The sequence below is a fragment of the Billgrantia zhangzhouensis genome (genome assembly GCF_021404465.1).
GTDB lineage: Bacteria > Pseudomonadota > Gammaproteobacteria > Pseudomonadales > Halomonadaceae > Halomonas > Halomonas zhangzhouensis.
The window spans coordinates 53,168-71,998 of sequence record NZ_JABFTT010000009.1; the positions used below are offsets into that span (position 1 = coordinate 53,168).

20 protein-coding genes are annotated in these 18,831 nt (G+C 64.8%); 5 read left to right on the plus strand and 15 right to left on the minus strand.

Annotated elements, in window-relative coordinates; genetic code table 11:
* The first annotated feature begins 71 nt into the window (after positions 1-71).
* From aroE to HOP51_RS12655, 3 genes are read left to right on the plus strand one after another with little or no spacing between them, the layout of a single operon-like run.
* On the plus strand, positions 72-884 hold the full coding sequence (gene aroE, locus HOP51_RS12645) for a shikimate dehydrogenase (protein ID WP_234274261.1): 813 nt from the start codon (positions 72-74) through the stop codon (positions 882-884).
* A 5-nt stretch (positions 885-889) separates the two neighbouring features.
* Positions 890-1,507, plus strand: coding sequence for an MDR/zinc-dependent alcohol dehydrogenase-like family protein (locus tag HOP51_RS12650; protein WP_234274262.1), 618 nt, complete (start codon positions 890-892; stop codon positions 1,505-1,507).
* The gene (locus HOP51_RS12655) at positions 1,425-1,922 is read left to right on the plus strand and encodes a zinc-binding dehydrogenase (RefSeq protein ID WP_234274263.1); all 498 of its coding nucleotides are present in this window, start codon (positions 1,425-1,427) and stop codon (positions 1,920-1,922) included. The genes HOP51_RS12650 and HOP51_RS12655 overlap by 83 nt, the downstream gene beginning before the upstream one ends.
* Here HOP51_RS12655 and HOP51_RS12660 read toward each other — a convergent pair.
* From HOP51_RS12660 to HOP51_RS12685, 6 genes are all read right to left on the minus strand, one after another.
* Complete coding sequence (locus tag HOP51_RS12660; protein WP_234274264.1) at positions 1,897-3,234, minus strand: four-carbon acid sugar kinase family protein; 1,338 nt, start codon at positions 3,232-3,234, stop codon at positions 1,897-1,899. The genes HOP51_RS12655 and HOP51_RS12660 overlap by 26 nt on opposite strands.
* A complete protein-coding gene (locus HOP51_RS12665; RefSeq protein WP_234274265.1) occupies positions 3,234-4,499 on the minus strand; it encodes a ribulose-bisphosphate carboxylase large subunit family protein in 1,266 nt (421 codons plus the stop codon). Before HOP51_RS12665 ends, HOP51_RS12660 begins: the two co-directional genes overlap by 1 nt.
* A 29-nt stretch (positions 4,500-4,528) precedes the next feature.
* On the minus strand, positions 4,529-5,803 hold the full coding sequence (locus HOP51_RS12670) for a TRAP transporter large permease (RefSeq protein WP_234274266.1): 1,275 nt from the start codon (positions 5,801-5,803) through the stop codon (positions 4,529-4,531).
* Positions 5,800-6,330 (minus strand): TRAP transporter small permease, encoded by a 531-nt coding sequence (locus HOP51_RS12675; RefSeq protein ID WP_234274267.1) that lies wholly within the window; start codon positions 6,328-6,330, stop codon positions 5,800-5,802. The genes HOP51_RS12670 and HOP51_RS12675 overlap by 4 nt, the downstream gene beginning before the upstream one ends.
* 105 nt (positions 6,331-6,435) lie before the next feature.
* Complete coding sequence (locus tag HOP51_RS12680; protein WP_234274268.1) at positions 6,436-7,419, minus strand: TRAP transporter substrate-binding protein; 984 nt, start codon at positions 7,417-7,419, stop codon at positions 6,436-6,438.
* A 51-nt stretch (positions 7,420-7,470) separates the two neighbouring features.
* Positions 7,471-8,298 (minus strand): phosphogluconate dehydrogenase C-terminal domain-containing protein, encoded by an 828-nt coding sequence (locus tag HOP51_RS12685; RefSeq protein WP_234274269.1) that lies wholly within the window; start codon positions 8,296-8,298, stop codon positions 7,471-7,473.
* Between the two features lie 243 nt (positions 8,299-8,541).
* Between HOP51_RS12685 and nanR the strand changes: the two genes are divergently transcribed.
* Positions 8,542-9,252: a transcriptional regulator NanR gene (gene nanR, locus HOP51_RS12690; protein WP_234274270.1), complete on the plus strand. Its 711-nt coding sequence runs from the start codon at positions 8,542-8,544 to the stop codon at positions 9,250-9,252.
* Between the two features lie 34 nt (positions 9,253-9,286).
* Here the strand turns inward: nanR and HOP51_RS12695 are convergent, their stop codons facing one another.
* Together HOP51_RS12695 and HOP51_RS12700 are read right to left on the minus strand one after the other, a co-directional pair.
* The gene (locus tag HOP51_RS12695; RefSeq protein ID WP_234274271.1) at positions 9,287-9,547 is read right to left on the minus strand and encodes a hypothetical protein; all 261 of its coding nucleotides are present in this window, start codon (positions 9,545-9,547) and stop codon (positions 9,287-9,289) included.
* 47 nt (positions 9,548-9,594) lie between these two features.
* Positions 9,595-10,395 (minus strand): M48 family metallopeptidase, encoded by an 801-nt coding sequence (locus HOP51_RS12700; protein WP_234274272.1) that lies wholly within the window; start codon positions 10,393-10,395, stop codon positions 9,595-9,597.
* Between the two features lie 125 nt (positions 10,396-10,520).
* Here HOP51_RS12700 and HOP51_RS12705 point away from each other — a divergent pair, with 125 nt between their 5' ends.
* Positions 10,521-11,390 carry an ATP-binding protein gene (locus HOP51_RS12705; RefSeq protein ID WP_234274273.1) on the plus strand — a complete coding sequence of 290 codons (870 nt, stop codon included), beginning with the start codon at positions 10,521-10,523 and terminating at the stop codon, positions 11,388-11,390.
* Here HOP51_RS12705 and HOP51_RS12710 read toward each other — a convergent pair whose 3' ends face one another.
* The 7 genes from HOP51_RS12710 to HOP51_RS12740 all read right to left on the minus strand — a co-directional run bounded on the left by HOP51_RS12710 (position 11,391) and on the right by HOP51_RS12740 (position 18,823).
* Positions 11,391-12,029, minus strand: coding sequence for a hypothetical protein (locus tag HOP51_RS12710; RefSeq protein WP_234274274.1), 639 nt, complete (start codon positions 12,027-12,029; stop codon positions 11,391-11,393).
* Between the two features lie 116 nt (positions 12,030-12,145).
* A complete protein-coding gene (gene der / locus HOP51_RS12715; protein WP_159554598.1) occupies positions 12,146-13,549 on the minus strand; it encodes a ribosome biogenesis GTPase Der in 1,404 nt (467 codons plus the stop codon).
* A complete protein-coding gene (bamB, locus tag HOP51_RS12720) occupies positions 13,546-14,712 on the minus strand; it encodes an outer membrane protein assembly factor BamB (RefSeq protein ID WP_234274275.1) in 1,167 nt (388 codons plus the stop codon). The genes der and bamB overlap by 4 nt, the downstream gene beginning before the upstream one ends.
* On the minus strand, positions 14,709-15,353 hold the full coding sequence (locus HOP51_RS12725) for a YfgM family protein (protein WP_159554594.1): 645 nt from the start codon (positions 15,351-15,353) through the stop codon (positions 14,709-14,711). The genes bamB and HOP51_RS12725 overlap by 4 nt, the downstream gene beginning before the upstream one ends.
* A 35-nt stretch (positions 15,354-15,388) precedes the next feature.
* A complete protein-coding gene (gene hisS / locus HOP51_RS12730; RefSeq protein WP_267957730.1) occupies positions 15,389-16,699 on the minus strand; it encodes a histidine--tRNA ligase in 1,311 nt (436 codons plus the stop codon).
* Positions 16,700-16,727: 28 nt separating this feature from the next.
* A complete protein-coding gene (gene ispG, locus HOP51_RS12735; RefSeq protein ID WP_234274276.1) occupies positions 16,728-17,843 on the minus strand; it encodes a flavodoxin-dependent (E)-4-hydroxy-3-methylbut-2-enyl-diphosphate synthase in 1,116 nt (371 codons plus the stop codon).
* A gap of 5 nt (positions 17,844-17,848) precedes the next feature.
* The gene (locus HOP51_RS12740; RefSeq protein ID WP_234274277.1) at positions 17,849-18,823 is read right to left on the minus strand and encodes a RodZ domain-containing protein; all 975 of its coding nucleotides are present in this window, start codon (positions 18,821-18,823) and stop codon (positions 17,849-17,851) included.
* Positions 18,824-18,831: the final 8 nt, after the last annotated feature.

The following is an 18,831-nucleotide window of genomic DNA, read 5'->3' on the forward strand; positions in this document are numbered from 1 at the left end:
CTCCGGGCGCCTTGCGCTTCATGTCGCTCGATAGCTATTCAGACGCTTCCCCATGTATGAGGAATCTCTTCATGACTGACCGTTACTGCGTCTTTGGCAACCCCATCTCGCACTCGAAGTCGCCGGCGATCCACGCCGCCTTCGCCGCGCAGACGGGAGAGGCAATCGAATATACCGCCATCGCGGCGCCACTTGACGACTTTACCGGCGCCTGGCGCAGGTTCACGGCCGAAGGTGGGCGGGGGGGCAACGTTACCGTGCCGTTCAAGGAGGAGGCCTTCCGCCTCTGCGACACCCCGAGCCAGCGCGCCCGTCGGGCCGGCGCGGTGAACACGCTGTTGCTGGGCAAGAACGGTCTTACATACGGCGACACCACCGATGGCATCGGCCTAGTGCGCGACCTGACGCGCCACGGAGTGAACCTGGCCGGTGCTCGTATCCTGGTGCTGGGAGCCGGTGGGGCGGTGCGTGGCGTGCTGGAGCCGCTGCTGGCCGCCGGGCCGGCGAGCCTGTTGATCGCCAACCGCACCGCCGAGAAGGCCGAGGCACTGGCTGCCGACTTCGGAGATCTCGGCACGATTAGTGGCGGCGGCTTCGGCGCTGTGGTCGGCCCCTTCGACCTGGTGATCAACGGCACCAGCGCCAGCCTGGCCGGCGACCTGCCACCGTTGCCTGACGACCTGTTCGCCGAGGGCGCCACCGCTTACGACATGATGTACGGCGCCGAACTCACCGTTTTCCTGCACTGGGCCGCCGAACACGGTGCCCGCTCTATCGACGGTCTCGGCATGCTGGTGGAGCAGGCCGCGGAATCGTTCTTCCTGTGGCGCAATAGGCGTCCGGAGACGGAGCCGGTGCTGGCCGAGCTGCGCCGCTCGCTGTAGGCAGCATGCCCGTTTCGACCTTGTGCTGGCATCTTGCGCGGCGTCCGGAGGGTATCCCTGAAACCTCCGATTTCGTACTACGTGAGATGCCGCTGCCACCGCTCCTGCAAGGCCAGGTGGAACTCGAAGTGCACGGGCTCTCCGTGGACCCCTATATGCGTACCCGCATGCAGCCCGAAGGCTACGGCTATCTGGCCAAGTGGGGGCCGGGAACGCCGCTCTCCGCCTGGGGGCTTGCCCGTATCCGGCGTAGCCGTGGGCGCTGGCGGGAGGGCGACTGGGTGGTGGGTCACCTGCCGGTAGCCGATCGGGTGCACTTGAGGGTACCCAAGCCGGATGCCCTGTTGCCGCTCTGCCTACCCGCCATGACCCCGCTCCCCGAGCGTTGGCTCCACGAACACGGCATGACCGGTTTCACTGCCTGGCTGGGCATGCGTCACTATGGCCGGCCGCAGCCCGGCGAGACGGTGTTGGTGTCGGCGGCTGCCGGCGCAGTAGGGCAGTTTGGCCGTCCAATTGGCCCATCGGGCCGGCGCCCGAGTGATAGCGAGTGCCGGCAGCGCCGCCAAGCGTACCTGGCTGCGCGAGAGACTGGGCGTGGCGGCGACTCTCGACGATCGTGATCCGGAAGGCTTTGCCGAGGCCTTGGCCGAAGCGGCCCCGGAGGGAATCGACCTGGATTTCGAGAGTCTGGGTGGGGCCGTCTTCGAGGCGGCCATCGAGCGGCTGCGACCCTGCGGGCGGGTGGTACTGTGTGGCTTGATCAGCCAGTATCACGACCCCGAACCGCGCCGGGCGCCGCCCAACCTTGCCCGCCTGCAAGCGATCGGAGGACGGCTCGTGCCCTTCGTGGTGCCGGGCCATGAGCCCGAGCATTGGGCCCGCTTCCAGGCCGAGATGGCTGGGCTCGATCCGGTGGCGCCGCTTGATGTACTCCACGGTCTCGAGGCCTGGCCCCGCGCCTTCTGCGGGCTCTTTACCGGCAAGGGCATCGGCAAGCGGGTGGTATGGCTCATGCCCGCCCGTTGCGAAGATTGACGAAGTAGGCGTCTGAGCCTATCTGCCCTCCCTTGAGGGCGATCTCGAGCCCGTCGAAGGTTGGGTCGTCGCTGTAGGCACGACACAGCGGCGAACCGGGGGTCTCCGGCAGTGGCAGGCGGGTCGTCAGGGCGTGGATGTTAAGCTCGCGCAGGGCGTGGCTCGAGGTATCCCCTCCGGCGATGGCGACCCGGCGCAGCCCGTGAATCTCGACCAACCGGCGCAGCAGTTGGCCCAACGAGCGCCCAATGCGATGACGTGCCTGCGGGTCCCCCTGTGTCACCGCCGAGGCATTCGTCTCCGGTCCCATGGCGGTATGCACGATAACGCTCATGCCATCGGCCAGGGCGTCACCGGCCGCTTCCAGTACCGCCTGCATGACGCCTTCCCCATGTTCGTCACCGATCAGGCCGGCTACGTCCAGGCCAATGGCGCGAAAGCCGTTGGCTTCGGCCCAGCGGATCTGGCGGGCGGTGACCTCAGAACAGCTACCCGAGACCACGGCGAGCTGATCCACCGCGCCCGGCGGCGTGAAGGAAGGCACCGTGGCCGGAACCCGCTGCTGCCGGCGCCAGGCTTCGAGCAGTGCGTATTCGACGCCGGATGAGCCCACCACGTAGCTGCCTCGGGGCTGGCGGGTACGCCATAGCTGGTGTCCAACCTCGGCCTGATGTCGGGTGTCGAGTACATCGTAGAGCAGCACTTGATGGCCTGCGCTCAGTCGGTCGATGCGCTCATCGATATCCGGCTGCGCAAGACACAGCAGGTCTGCCAAGCCGATGGAGAGTTCGGTCTGGCCAGCCAGGTGGCGGCGCAGGTCGGCCTCTCCCATGGGAGTGACCGGATGGCGGCTCATCACCGGATGCCGGTCGAGGCGGTGCACGTCGCCCTGGAACATGGCGAAGTGTTGGCCGAAGACGGTATAGCGTTTCAGCTGCGGCGCTCCCACCACCAGCGGCACGCATGACTGGCCGAACAGCGCCCGGCCGATCTCCAGGGCGCGGCCGATGTTTCCCACGCCTGGTGCGCTGTCGAAGGTCGAGCAGACCTTGTAGTGACAGAGGTCGGCCCCGAGCGAGCGCAGCCAGGCGAGGGCGTGATGTAGGTGGTCATCCATCCACTCGGGCGTCTCGCTGCGGCTGGTGCCGGCCAGCCCGATCGCTTGGCAATCGGCGAAGCATGCCAATTGCTCGGCGCTGGGCGGGTCGAGGAACAGCACGGTGGCAATGCCACCGAGGCTCAGGGCCTCCATGACGTCGGTGGAGCCGGTCAGGTCATCGCCGTAGTACGACAGCAGCAGGGAAGAAGGCATCAGCGGAAGGTCTCCATGGCCTGGGCGAGTTCGATGTGATCACGCGAATAGATTTCCGGGGCGATGCCGGCTGCGGCCGCTTCCCAGGCCTGGCGCAGGCTGGCTACCCCGCCGGCGATGCCGCCAGGGTGGGCCATGATGCCGCCGCCGCAGCAGTAGATCAGGTCACTGTTGCCCAGGGCGGCATGGGTATCTGCCACCTGGACGGCGCTCTGCCCCGACGAGAAGACCGGCATCACCGTGTAGTCCGGCGCGGACGCTCCGAACAGCGGAGCCTGGCACGCCTGGGCACTGGCGATGACGCTATCATCTTCCTCGCTGAACTTGTTGCGCAGGCCGTTGACGTGGATGTGGTCGACGCCGGCCAGGCGCCACAGCTTGTGGTAGGCAGCGAAACCGATGCCGATATGCGGCGAGCGGCTGTACAACCCCCAGCCGGCCCGGTGACCATGCAGGGCGACCTGGCAGTGGCGGCGCAACTGGGCGACGCCGGCCAGGCCGACGCTGTTGATCGCCACCATGACGCAGGTGCCGCCAGCGGCGACCACGTAGTCGTGATGCGCGCGCATCTCGTCGATGTCGCCGCTGATATTGAAGGCGTACATGACCTTCTTCCCGGTGCGCTCGGCATGGGCGTTGATCAGCGGCATGATCGCATCGACCCGCGCCTTGAGCGGGCTGTGGGGGCCGTTTGCCTGGAGTTCGTCATCCTTGATGAAGTCGATGCCGCCCTCGATCAGCTGCTCGACCATCTCGGCGGTCTGCTCGGGCGTCAGGCCGACGCTCGGCTTGATGATGGTGCCGATCAGTGGCCCCAGCTCCACGCCGCTGAGCCGACGCGTCCCCGCGGTGCCGAACTGGGGGCCTGGATAGGCGTCGGCGAAGGCCGGGGGTAGCTCGAGATCGAGCAGCCTGAGCCCCGAGAACTCCTTCAGCTCGAAGAGATTACCGGCTACCGTCGAGACCAGGTTGAGCAACGACGGGCCGAAGTTCTCGAGAGGCCAGGAGAGTTCGACGAGGGCGCGCTGGTAACCGTGTCGGACTGTTGGAGTCAGGTCGGCACGCATCGGCAGCGAGGGGCGATCGACGACTTCCAAGTGTTGAATGGACTCGACCCGGGCACCGTGCGCCGTGCGCAGTGCATCGGTTTCGCTGGCCAGACGGGTAAAGGTGCCCGAAGACTGTTCACCCGCCATCACCTGGGCGGCATGCTCGAGGTCACAAGGGGTTTCGACGAAATAGCGGGCGTGGATTCTGGCGCTCATCGTGAGGCTCCGGTGGTAGGGGACATGGCTCAATAGAGCAGGTCGCGCAGCAGCAGTGAGATCGACGGCACGTAGGTGATCAGCATCAGGCAGGTGATGATGGTCAGTACCGGCGGCAGCAGGTAGCGGAAGAGTTGTTCCACCGGCAGCTTGGCGACCTGGGCGGCGGCGAACAGGTTGACGCCGAGCGGGGGTGTGAACATGCCGAGGGCCAGGTTGACCACGATGATGATGCCGAAATGCACCGGGTCGATGCCGAAGCCGATGGCGATGGGGGCCAGGATCGGCGCCAGAATCAGGATGGCGGCGGAGGTCTCGATGAACATCCCCACCACCAGCAGCAACATGTTGATCGCCAGCAGGAAGGTATAGCGGTTGTCGAAGGCGCTCTGGGCCCAGGCGCCGATATCCGAGGCCAGCCCTGAGCGCCCGATGACGAAGCTCAGGGCCGAGGCCGCGGCAATGATCAGCATCACGGCACCCGCGGACAAGGCGCTCTCGCGGAAGATCCTCGGCAGGTCCTGCAGGGTGATGGTACGGTAGACCACCATACCCAATAACAATCCGTAGGCCACTGCCACGGCTGAGGCTTCGGTGGGTGTGAAGATGCCGCCATATATCCCTCCGATGATGATGACCGGCATCAGCAGGGCGAGAAAGGCGCGGCGAAAGGCGGGCCAGATGGGGCTGCGCAGTTCGCCGTCCCGTGTGCCGTAACCCTTGATGCGACACCAGATCGCGATCATCAGGATCAGTGCCGCGCCGATCAGCAACCCGGGGCCGAAGCCGGCCATGAACAACTGGGTGATCGAGGTCTCGGTGCTGACGCCATACAGGATCAGCGGCACCGAAGGGGGAATGATGATGCCGAGTTCCGCTGAGGAAGCCTGGACCGAAGCGGCCATGGGCGGTGGATAGCCCCGTTGCACCATGGCAGGAATCAGAATGGCGCCAATGGCGAACGTCGTGGCCACGCTGGAACCGGATATTGCCGCGAAGAGCATGCAGGTGACCACGCAGGTGCAGGCCAGCCCCCCCTGAATGCCACCGATGAGAGAGCGAGCGAATTCCACCATGCGCGCGGCGATGCCGCCATTGCTCATGATGTTACCGGCGAGAATGAAGAAGGGCACGGCCATCAATGGAAAGCTGTCGAGCCCGACGAACATTCTCTGTGGTACGACCTGCAGCGGGACGTTGGTGAAGAAGTAGAGGCCGGCGGCGGCGGCCAGGGCGATGGCAACGGCGATGGGGACCGACAGGGCGAAAAGCCCGACCAGCACGGAGCCGATGGCAAAGTTCATGGGTGTTCTCCTGCTTGCCGCTCACCAATGGCTTGGGCGTGCCGGGCGCGGCGGTGTTCCAGCTCCCGTGCGAGTTGGCGGGCGATGACGGCAATGGCGGCAACGGCGCAGCCCACGGGGATGGCGGCGTAGAACCATGACATGGAAATCTCGAGCATGGCGATCTGTTGGCGGGAGACCCTCACCGTGATGAGGTAGCCTTGCCAGACCAGCAGGCTCAGCAGAGTGAGCACCGCGGCGCATACCAGGCGGTGACCATGGATGCGCAAAGGTTCGGGAAGGCGTGAAATAAACAGTCCGATGGCGATCATGGCGCCATGCCAGAAGGCCGCGGCACTGACCAGGAAGACACTCCAGATGATCAGACCTCGAGCGAGAATTTCCGACCAGGAGGCAGGGTTGCCGAGAATGAAGCGGGTGAAGACCTGATAGAAGACCAGGCCCACGGCAATGGCCAGCAGGAGAGCGGCAAGATTATGGGTAAGCCTGACCAATCCCTGTGCCAGGGCACTGAAGAGAGAGAACATGAGGGCGCTCCTCGTCATTCAGGAGAAGGCGCCTCCTGGGAGCCTGCCGGACGTGACGCTGGTCGTCGAATCGACAGGCTCCTGGATGAGGCGCTCGGTCAGGAGTCACTGGGTATTGCGGATGCGCTCCAGTAGGTCGCCATTGAACTCACCAGCGAAACGGTCGTAGACGGGCTGTACGGCGGCGCGGAACTGCTCGTAGTCGATCTCTTCGATCACCTGCATGCCGTTCTCGCGTAGCAGCTCGACGCCCTCGGCTTCGATGCGCGCGACCGATTCGCGGGAGGCTTGGGCTGCCGCCTGTGCCGCCTGGCGGAACCAGTCCTGCTGTTCCTCGCTTAGGCCATCCCAGTAGATTTGGGACATGACCACGGCGGTCGGTGAGTAGACGTGGCCGGTCAAGGTCAGGTAATCCTGGATTTCCCAAATGTTGTTGACGGTCAGGATCGGAGTGGGGTTCTCCTGCCCGTCGATGGTGCCCTGTTGCAGGGCGGTAATTACTTCGGTCCATGATAGTGGGGCGGGTGCCGCACCCAGCTCGCGGAAGGTTTCCAGATGTACTCGGTTCTCCATGGTACGGATCTTCATGCCCTGTAGGTCTTCGGGTGTCTCGACAGGACGGACGCTGTTGGTCAAATGACGGAAACCGTTCTCGGCCCAGGCCAGGCCGATCAATCCCTCGCTCTCGAATTCGGCCAGCAGCTCCTGGCCGATTTCACCATCGAGAACGGCATGGGCGTGCTCGTAGTTACGAAACAGGAAGGGGAAATCCAAGGCATAAATCTCGGGAATGAAGTTGCCGATGGGCCCTGTCGAGGTCAGAGTCAATTCGACGGAACCGATCTGCAAGCCTTCCAAGACATCGCGCTCTCCTCCCATGGCGCTAGCAGGCTGAAGCACGATCTTGAATTCTCCGTCGCTGAGACGTTCGATCTCCTCGGCGAAGGCGCGACCGGCATCGCCATAATGGGAGTTCAGTGGCGGGGTGAAGGCCAGGTTCATCTCCTGGGCGGCGAGGGCTAGACCGCCCGGTATCAGGGGCAGGGCAAGCGTTGCGATAGCTGTCTTTTTGAGGAAGTGAGTCTTCATTGGTTGGCTCCATATCATTGTCATTGTGCTGGGTGGGACTGGAGGGTGGCCTCAGGTGATACGGCGAATGCTTTCGGCGATTTCGTCGGGCTCGAAGACCCGCTTCCAGTCATCGCGCATCAGCTGGGGCTTGGCATTCTCAATGGCTTTGTTGCAGGCATCCGAGAACACCCCGGGCTGCTCCTCGAAGATTACGGCGGCAAGGATGTTCATATGGCCGAGCAGGAAGTCGCGAGCGCACTGCTTGTCCACACCGCGCGCCACGACTTCGTCCATGGCCTCACGCATCACCGCCAGTAGAGTGGCGCAGACGGTTTCCGACAGGCCCGGCTCGAGTAGTGCCATCTGCTCCACCGAAACCTTGTGCGCACGCACCACGGGGGCATAGATGATCTTTGCTACCTCTTCGCCGAGAGCGAACATCTCCTCAGGTCCCTGCATCAGGGCGCTGACGATATGCTGCTTGGCCAAATGGCCACCAAAGAAATCGCGTTTGGCTTGTGGATCAGTCTCGTCATTGAAGATCGGCGGGTGACAGGGGTGAGTTACGAAATAGGCCAGGTCGTCGCGTTCCGGCAGATGGCCGGCGAAAGGAGCGGCGGCATCAAGGGTAACCACCATGGTTCCGCTGGCCATCAGCGGTGAGAGGTCCTCGGCGATGCGGCCGACCAGATTGTCAGGAACCGCCAGGATCACCACCTCGGCACCGGGAACGGCTTGATCGACTTCCACGCAGTGAATGCCGAGGCCTTGGGCAAGACGTTCCCGCCCGGCGTCACTGACTTCCACGTGGCTAACTTTGTAATCGGATCGTTGCAGGTTACTGGCGAGGCGATAGCCCATCTTTCCACCGGCACCGATCAGCGCAATTCTGGTCATGTGAGGCTCCAGGATGAAATGAGTGGCCGCTGTCAAATGCGGCAAGGGGAGGACAGGCCGTGCATCGATACCAGTTTGCCTGCCAACTGGTATAATGACATAATATCAATACCAGTTGGTCAAATACTGCTTTAGTCGCATTTGAGCGCTAGTGGCAGGTATCGATAGACTTGCCAACGTGCCTGGCACCGCTGGATTCCATCTGGATTGGCTGCTCGTCCAGGGTTTGCGAGGAGAAGACTCATGCACCTAACACCCAAAATCGCCCGGCGTAAGCTGTCCGACGAAGTCTTTGATCGCCTCTATGAGTTGATCGAGTCCGGGCAGTACCGTCCAGGCGATATGCTGCCCTCGGAGCGTGAGCTGATGGATACATACGGAGTGGGCCGGCCGGCGATCCGAGAGGCGATGCAGTCGCTTGATAGGATCGGCCTGGTTGAGATCAACCATGGCCAACGCCCCAGGGTGCTACAGCCCACAGCGATGGGGCTCATCTCACAGATAGACCTGACGGCGCGTCATATGCTGGCCAGCTCACCGCAGGCGCTGGAACAGTTGAAGGAGGCGCGAACTTTCTTCGAGTTGGGCATGGTGGACAAGGCGGCACGCCAGGCGACGTCTGAGAATGTGGCGAGGTTGCGTGAGCTGGTGGGAGAGCAGCGACGTCACCTGAATAAGGATGCCGCCGCTTTCGTGCAGGCCGACATGGCTTTCCATACGGCGATCGCTGCCATGACGCGCAACCCCATTTTCACTGCTACCAGTCAGGCAATGCTGGGTTGGCTCGCTCGGTTTCATGCCGGCATTCTGCACTGGGAAGGTAATGAAGAAACTACGCTGATGGAGCATGAACGGATCATCGACCGTATCGAAGCGGGTGAGTCCGATCAGGCAGTCACGGAAATGAAGAAGCACCTCGAACGGGCTAGAGCGCTCTACACAACCAACAATTGACAAGTCGACAGTAGCAGTCCCCTCGAGCCTGCCTTCAGCGCCTTTTGACGTACAGCCCCAACATGCACATTACCATGCCGGCTACCGACAGCAGCATGCCGCCGTTGACCAGCCAGGGCTGACGCTCGATCCAGGGTACGAAGGGCTGGGGCGACTCGCGGCATATGCCCGCCAGGTAATCCCAGTAGCCGCCCTGGATCAGGGTGCATTCACGCACGCTACTGAGTTCCCAGAAATAGATGCCCATCAGTATGAAGAGAGGCAGGATCAACAGCAGCAGTCCGAGTCGTAGCATCAGCATTCCAAAGTCGAAATAATGTGCAGCAATCAATCAGCGTTTCCCTAGGGGCGCGGGCAGTTGGGCTGCCTCCCCGCCTGCCGTGCCTGCTCGTAGCGGGCCATGGCGTTGTCCATCTCGGCTTGCAAGCCCTGCATGCGCTGGCCATGGCTGGGGTGGGTAGACATCCAGGCCGGTGGGCGGGCACCGCCCTGAGCACTCATGTTGTCCCACAATTCCAGGCTGGCACGCGGGTCGAAGCCGGCTTCGGCCATCAGCCGCAGGCCGATGATGTCGGCTTCGCTCTCGTGACGGCGCGAGAAGGGTAGCAGGATGCCATACTGGGCGCCTAGGCCCAGCGCGCCCATCAGTTGTTCACCCCCTGGTCCCCGCATGCCGGCGGCCGACGATAGCACCGACAGAGCGAGCTGTGTCGAAGTCTGGGTCGAGACGCGTTCGTTGGCATGGCGGGCAAGCACGTGACCGACCTCGTGGCCAATGACCGCAGCGAGCTGATCCTGACTGACGGCCACGTCGAACAGCCCGGTATTGACCCCCATGTAGCCGCCGGGCAGGGCGAAGGCGTTGGCCTGCTCCGACTCGAACACATGGATCTGCCAGTCCTGGTTACGCTCTTGCTCCGGCAGCACGGTGATGATGGCACTGGCCACGCACTGGGCGTAGCGCTGTTGGGCCTGACCGGCTGAGGGGAGATCCTGCTGGTATTGATCGTAAGCCTCGCGGCCCATCTGGTTGAGCTGCGCATCGGACATCAGCGTGAACTGCTGGCGACCGGTCGGCGAGGTGGTACAGGCGGTAATGGTGAGGGCCAGGGTGGCCACGGCAGCACAGCGAATCCAGCGCATCTTCAGATACCTCGTTCGTTCAGATCCCTTGAGACCCTGGACGGGGGGGGCGGTTCGCCACAAGATACCTTGAACCGTAACAAGGTCAACATCAAACCGAGCAAGAGAACCCCAAGGAGATGCCAATGGATGTCGAGCTGAGCAGGCGACTGAGCCGCCTGCTGGATCACGTGGAGCACTGGCTGCCGCCTGCGCCGCAGGAGGTCGACTGGGAACGCGACGTGGCCGCCCTGTGGCAGCGTCATGTCTTGGGAGGGCGGCTGCTGCCGGTGCCGCCACGGGACAGCCTGGCTTTGGACGACCTGCTGGGGATCGAGCGCCAGAAACTGGCGCTGGTCGACAACACGCGCGCCTTCCTGCGGGGGCTGCCGGCCAACCACGCTTTGCTGTGGGGCTCGCGCGGCAGCGGCAAGTCGTCGCTGATCCGTGCCATGCTCAACAGCCTGGCGTCGGAGGGGTTGCGCCTGGTACAGGTCGACCGCCATGACCTGGCCGGTCTGCCCATGCTGGTCGAGCAGTTGCGCCGGCAACCGCATCGCTTCGTGGTCTATTGCGACGATCTTTCCTTCGAGGGGCATGACGACGCCTACAAGGCGCTCAAGAGCGTGCTTGACGGCGCGCTCACCGGACCGCCGCCCAACGTGCTGCTTTACGCCACTTCGAACCGTCGCCACCTGCTGCCTGAGTCCATGGCCGACAACGAGGGCTCGCGCCTGGTGGGGGAGGAGCTACACCACGGCGACGCGGTGGAGGAGAAGATTTCTCTCTCCGACCGCTTCGGCTTATGGCTCGGTTTCTACCCCTTCAACCAGGACACCTATCTCGAGGCCTGCTGCCACTGGGTGACGCAGCTCGGTAGCGAGCAGGATTGGGGCGCCGAGGCGCGTGCCGAAGCGATCCGCTATGCCACCCTGCGTGGCGGCCGCAGCGGTCGCGGTGCTTGGCAGTTCGCCTGCCAGTGGGTCGGACGCCGACGGCTGCATGAGTCGGCTTGATCAGCGCTGTGGAGTCAGCTCTCCGCCCTGTCCCACGGCAAAGCGCAGGGTCGGGGTCCACAGCCCGGCTGGTAGCGTCACGCCCAGGCCTCGCAGGCTGCCCGGCGTGATGGCCAGTTCGCTGCCCGTGGGGAGTTCGCCCTGGCTGGCCAACTGGGCGGCGAGTTCCACCATGGGCGCCAGGCGCCGAGTGTCAGTGGCCAGCACGTCGAAGGCCACCGGCAGGCGCAGCTTGGTGTCGTCGCCGGAGGTCAGGGCTACGTCCTGCTGGTAGTTGCCGCTGACCGGCTCTGCACCGGGCACGTCCAGGGTCCAGCGAAAACCCGACATCTCCACCGCCGGCATGCCGACGGGCAGTGACAGGCCCATGGCCAGGGTGGCCTGAACCGGCAGGCTACCCATGCTCAGGCTCGAGGCCGCCAATGACGCAATGTCACTGGTGTCGAGACCGGCCTGAATCGAGTAGGGGCCGATGCGCACGTCCTCCACGCCCAGGGAGGTCACTGCCAGGCGGAAGGCGAACAGACCAGTCTGGGGCAGGGCGAGACAACCGCTGAGCAGCATGGCGAGACCAAGCGGGACGAACGAGCGCCGACGATGGCGCGGTACGACGAACGAGAGCACCCGATTCAGGAACATCCTCTCCTCCTGTTGGACGAGGCAGATCGGTAAACGGAGTAGATGACAAGTTCGGCCAGGGGGGCCATCGGTAGGATCATGGCCCGGCCTTTGCAGCCGGGCATCTTGGACAAGGGTCAGCGACGTTTGTTGCGTGCGGCACGAGTGCGCCCCAGCTCGCGCTGCTTGGCTTTCTCCCGGTCGCTGGCGCCGGCCAGCGGGTCGTAGGGATTCCTGCCGGAGCGAAATTCGAAGCGGATCGGCGTGCCCTTGACCTTGAGCACCTTGCGGAAGGTGTTGGTCAGGAAACGCTTGTAGGCTTCGGGCAGGGCCTCGGTCTGGTTGCCGTGGACCACGATGATCGGCGGATTGCTGCCGCCCTGGTGGGCCATGCGCAGCTTGATCCGGCGGCCATGCACCAGCGGCGGCGGGTGCTGGCTCACGGCGTCCTGCAGCAGGGTGGTGAGCCGGTTGGTCGACCAGTGGCTGTTGGCCGAGGCGAAGGCGCGCTCGATGGAGGGGTAGAGATCGCCCACGCCGGTGCCATGCAGCGCTGAGATGAAGTGCAGGTCGGCATAGTCGGCGAAGCCCAGGCGACGCTTGATCTCGGCGCGCATCTTCTCCTTGGCTTCGCTCTCCAGGCCGTCCCACTTGTTGACGGCCAGCACCAGGGCGCGGCCGGTGGTCAGCACGTAGTCGAGCAGGTGCAGATCCTGTTCCACCAGCCCGCTGCGAGCATCGAGCACCATGACCGCGACGTGGCACTCCTTGATCGCCTCCAGGGTCTTGATGATCGAAAACTTCTCGGCGATCTCGCGGACATTCTTGCGCCGCCGTATGCCGGCGGTATCCACCAGCACATAGGGCTTGCCACGTCGCTCGAAGGGAATCTCGATGGCATCGCGCGTGGTGCCGGCCTCGTCGAAGACCACGACCCGCTCCTCACCGAGCAGGCGGTTGACCAGCGTCGACTTGCCGACGTTGGGGCGGCCGATGACGCCGATGCGGATGCCTTTGGTGCCGGTGTCCACGGGAATGCTTTCGTCCCGCTCGGGGAAGGGGGCAAGTACCTCTTCGATCAGCGTGGTGACGTTGCGACCGTGGGCGGCGGCGATGGGGTGTGGGTCGCCCATGCCGAGTTGCCAGAAGTCGGCCATGGCCGAATGCTCTTCCAGGCCGTCGGTTTTGTTGACCACCAGCCAGGTTTTCTTCTGGTTGACCCGCAGGTGGTTGGCAATCGCTTCGTCGGCCACGTGGAGACCGGCACGGGCATCGACCAGGAACAGCACGATGTCGGCTTCGTCGATGGCGGCCAGAGACTGTTCGGCCATGGCCGCGTCGATGCCTTCCTCGTCGCCGCTGATGCCGCCAGTGTCGATCACTGTGTAGGCCTTGCCGCCGAGCGCCCCGTTACCGTACTTGCGGTCGCGGGTGAGCCCGGGGAAGTCTGCCACCAGCGCGTCGCGCGAGCGGGTCAGGCGGTTGAACAGGGTCGACTTGCCCACGTTGGGGCGGCCGACCAGGGCGATCACGGGTGTCATCGTTTGATTTCCAGGGCCTCCAGGCGGCCGTCGTTGGCCAGCACGTAGATGCGGCGGAAGTCGGTGACGGGACGTAGGCTGATGCCGGAGCTGTCGACCCGGGTGCGGGCAGTGAAGCGTCCGTTCTGGATATCGAGCAGGTGCAGGTAGCCCTCGAAATCGCCCAGCACCAGGTTGCCGTCGGCAAAGGCCGGTGAGGTCAGCCAGCGTCCCTCGAGGTCACGGTTGCGCCATACTTCCTCGCCGGTGCGGGCGTCGAAGGCGATGACGTGGCTGGCTTCATTGACGGTGAACAGGCGGTCGCCGACCAGTACCGGGGTCTGGTAGCTGGAGTGCTCGCGCTCCCACAGGATCTCGCCGCTGGGCGCTTCCAGGGCGGCCAGACGACCGTTATAGCTGGTCACGAACAGCCGGCCATCGGGCGTGAGTACCGGCTGGCCACCGAGGTCGACCATGCGGTCGATCTCGCTACGCCCGCGAGGCACGGCGATGCGCCTTTCCCACAGCGGCTGGCCGCTGCGGTTGTCCAGCGTGACCAGGCGGCCATTGGCGAAACCGGCAAAGGTGACCGGATCGATCACTGTGGGGGTGCCGGTGCCGCGGAGGGTCAGGGCGGGCTCGGTGGTGGTGTGCACCCAGCGCTCGCGGCCGGTCTGCCGGTCAAGCGCGGTGACCACGCCGTCGACGCTCTGGACCACGAGCAGTTGCTGGTTGGGCTGCGGTGCAGCGAGGACTTCGCTGGAGACGCGCGTGCGCCAGCTGACGTCGCCGTTGGATTGGTTCAGTGCCAGCACCTCGCCGTTACGGGTGCCGAGGTAGACCTGCCCGGCCACGGCGGTCAGGCCGCTGGACACGCCGACGCCAAGGTCGGTTTGCCAGCGACGCTCACCGCTCTGCGCGTCGAAGGCCATGACCCGGCCGCGCTCGTCGGCGGCATAGATCACTCCGTTGTCGAGCGAGGGTGCGATGGGGTAGGTTGCCCGGCCGAGGCCTTGGCCGACCCGCTGGCGCCAGTCGGTGTCGAGTTCGGCCTGGGCCTCGAAGCGCTGCAGCTGCTTGGGGCTGTAGCGCGGCTCCGCCTTGTTGGCGCAGCCGGCCAGCAGGCCGAGAGCCAGGATTCCCACCAGGGCGAGGGCGGATTTGCGAGCATTCATCGTCTTCATAGCGTGGCCTCTTCGACACCCAGGTCGTCGAGCTTGAGCTGGACGCCATAGATCGGCTGGTTACGTTGTTCGGCGACCGCGAGGGCCTCCTGCCAGGCCTGGCGGGCTTCGTCGTCGCGACCCAGGGCGCGCAGGGCATCGCCGCGCACATCGGCTTGCTGGGCGGCCAGGGCGGCGGGTACGTCACGTGCCAGCGTCTCGAGTGCGCCATCGGCATCGCCGTCGGCCACTTGCAGTCGGGCCAGGCGCAGTCGTGCCAGACCCTGCACGTAGTCGCGTCCGCTGGATTCGATCACGCTCTCGAGCACCTGACGGGCTTCGCTCAGATCGCCCTCCTCGACGGCGAGACGGGCATCGATCAGGCGCGCCAGGTCGGCGTACAGCGTACGACCATGATTGTCGGTGATCTCGACCACCAGGCTGCGGGCCTCGTCGACGTTACCGCCGTCGGCCAGGTTGATCAGGTGCTGATAGCGCATGGAGGCGGCTTCCGCCTGGTTGTCCTGATAATTCTGCCAGGCGTTCCAGCCCACCACGCCGGCGATGGCGATGGCAACGCCGGCAATCAGCGAGGTGCCATTCTCCTTCCACCAGCGCTTGATGGCTTCCAGCTGCTCTTCTTCGGTTCTCAGCTCCGCCACGGGCGGTCTCCTTTACACGGCAAAATGCGGTTCGGTCAGGCGTGCTCGCTGCCCACCAGATCGGCCAGGGTCTTGGCCAGGGCGTCCTGGGTCAGGTTCAGCTGGTCGCGCTCTTCGCGCAGGAACTTCAGCGTCACGCGACCCTGGGCCAGCTCGTCTTCGCCCAGCAGCAGCGCCAGCCGGGCGCCGCTCTTGTCGGCCTTCTTGATGCGGCTCTTGAAGCTGCCGCCGCCGCAATGCAGCTGCAGGCGCAGTGCGGGCAGCTCGCTTCTCACCCTTTCGGCCAGCAGCATGGCCTGGGCGGTGGCGACATCATCCATGGGCAGCACGTAGAGGTCCAGCTCGCCCAAGGCGGCCTCGGGCACCAGTTCCAGGGTCTCGAGCAGCAGGATCAGCCGCTCGATGCCCATGGCGAAGCCCACCGCCGGGGTCGGCTTGCCGCCGAGCTGCTCGACCAGGCCGTCGTAGCGGCCGCCGGCACACACGGTGCCCTGGCTGCCCAGCGCGGTGGTGGTCCACTCGAACACGGTGCGGCAGTAATAGTCGAGGCCGCGCACCAGACGTGGGTTGATCACGTAGTCGATGCCGGCGGCCTCGAGCAGGGCGGTGAGCCCCTCGAAATGCTCGCGCGAGGCGTCGTCGAGGTGGCCCATCAGCCGCGGCGCGTCGGCCAGCATTGCCGCCATGTCCGGGTTCTTGGAATCGAGGATGCGCAGCGGGTTGCTCGACAGGCGGCGCAGGGAGTCCTCGTCGAGCTGGTCGCGATGCTGCTCGAAGTAGGCCACCAGCTTGTCGCGGTAAGCGGCACGAGCCTCGTTGGAGCCAAGTGAGTTGAGCTCCAGGGTGACGTGCTCGATGAGGCCCAGCTCCTTCCACAACCGTGCCGACAGCATGATCACCTCGGCATCGATGTCCGGCCCCTCCAGGCCGAAGGCTTCCAGGCCGACCTGATGAAACTGCCGGTAGCGGCCCTTCTGCGGACGCTCGTGGCGGAACATCGGGCCCTGGTACCACAGCCGCTGGGTCTGGTTGTGCAGCAAGCCGTGCTCCATGGCGGCACGCACGCAACTGGCCGTGCCTTCGGGACGCAGGGTCAGGCTGTCGCCGTTGCGGTCCTCGAAGGTGTACATTTCCTTTTCGACGATGTCGGTGACTTCGCCGATGGAGCGCGCGAACAGGGCGGTCTGCTCGACGATGGGCGTGCGGATCTCGGCATAGCCGTAGCGCTTCATCAGCGCCTGGACGGTGCTCTCGAAGTACTGCCACAGGGCGGACTGGCCCGGCAACAGGTCGTTCATGCCGCGAATGGCCTGGATCTTCTTCTTGGTGCTGTCGGACTTGCTCAACTGCTGCTCCTTGATGGTCGACGACGAATCAGGCCCCGCGGGCGATGACGTCCTTCTCGGCCGCTTCCTTCTCGCGTACCTTCTCGCGAATCAGACGCTCCAGGTCGTCGACCAGATGGTCGTTGGTCAGCTTGGTGGCAGGCTTGCCGTCGATGTAGATCAGATTGTTGGGAGTGCCACCGGTCAGACCGATGTCGCTCTCCTTGGCCTCGCCAGGGCCGTTCACCACGCAGCCGATCACCGAGACGTCAAGCGGTGTCATGATGTCCTCGAGGCGCTCCTCAAGGGCGTTCATGGTACCGATCACGTCGAAGTTCTGGCGCGAGCAGCTGGGGCAGGCGATGAAGTTGATGCCCTTGCTGCGTAGGCGCAGGCTCTTGAGCATGTCGTAGCCGACCTTGATCTCTTCCACCGGATCGGCGGCGAGCGAGACGCGGATGGTATCGCCAATGCCGTCCATCAGCAGCATGCCCAGGCCGATGGAGGACTTGACGGTCCCCGAGCGCAGCCCGCCAGCTTCGGTGATACCCAGGTGGAGCGGCTGTTCGATCAGCTTGGCCAACTGGCGGTAGGCGGCCACGGCCATGAACACGTCGCTGGCCTTGACGCTGACCTTGTACTCCTGGAAATCGAGGCGGTCGAGGTGATCGATGTGGCGCATCGCCGACTCCACCAGCGCCTCCGGCGTAGGCTCGCCGTACTTGCGCTGCAGCTCCTTCTCCAGCGAGCCGGCGTTGACGCCGATGCGGATCGGGATGCCGTTGTCGCGGGCGGCGCCGACCACGGCGCGTACACGCTCCTCCTTGCCGATGTTGCCGGGGTTGATGCGCAGGCAGTCGACGCCGAGTTCGGCGACGCGCAGGGCGATCTTGTAGTCGAAATGGATATCGGCCACCAGCGGCACGCTCACCTGCTGCTTGATGCGGCCGAAGGCTTCGGCGGCGTCCATGGTCGGCACCGAGACGCGTACGATATCGGTACCGGCAGCCTCCAGGCGCTGGATCTGGGCCACGGTGGCGGCGACGTCCAGGGTGTCGGTGTTGGTCATGCTCTGCACCGAGATCGGGGCATCGCCCCCGACCGGTACCTGGCCGACGTGGATCTGGCGCGACTTGCGGCGCACGATAGGTGATGGGGAATGCATAGGCATCACTCTCCCAGGGTGAAACGGGCGACGTTATTGGCCCCGGCGCGAGCGCCCAGGTCGATGCGTTCGCCGGCCCAGCTCAACTCAACGCCAGTGGCATTGCCGATGGTCAGGCGGAACGGGGGCTCCCCTTCGACGGTCGCCGTGGTGCCGGGTTCCTGAAGACCGACGAAAACGCGCCGATTGTTGGCGTCGAAAATCTCGGTCCAGGACTGTTCGTTGAAGGTCAACTGCAGCACCGTGCGCTCGGTGGGCGGTGCCACCTCGGCGACTTCCGGCTCGTCCTCAGCGACGATCGGCTGCTCGACGGGCGCCTCGACGCTGGCCTCGTCCTCCATGATCGGCTCTTCCTCGCTCATGCCCGCGATCAGTTCGGCGCCGGCGGGATCGACCTCTCTGGGCGGTGCGGTTGCGCCTTCGATCGGATCGACGCCTTCCTGCGGTACCGGCGGCAATGCTTCCTCGACCTCGGGCCGCGGCTCCTCCTCGATGGTAGTGGTGCCATCCAGCGTTTCCACCGAAACCGGGCCGCTCTCGTCGACGGCCGGCGGCTCATTGCCGTCGCGGCTCTGCCACCACACCAGGGTAAGACCGATCAGGCCGGCAATGACCAGCAGGGTGACCAGCTTGAACAGCCAGGCGCCGATGCGCGACGGCGGTCGAGTGACCTGCACCGGCGTCACGCGCTGTTCGCTCTCCTGACTGCCGAAGCGTGCCGAGTAAGCCTGCAGTATGGGGCGGTCGTCGATGCCCAGCAGGCGAGCATAGGCGCGCAGGTAACCGCGGCGGTAGGTGGCCACCGGTACCTGCTCGTAGTTGTCCTCCTCCATGCCGATGACGACGGCAGGCCGAAGGTTCAGGGCGGTGGCAACCTCTTCGCGAGACAGTCCTTGCGCTTCACGCTCACGGCGAAGCAGCTCCCCTGGGGAGGCCGCGGATGCGAAGTCGATGGCATCGATGTCATGGTTGTCGCTCATGGCTGAGC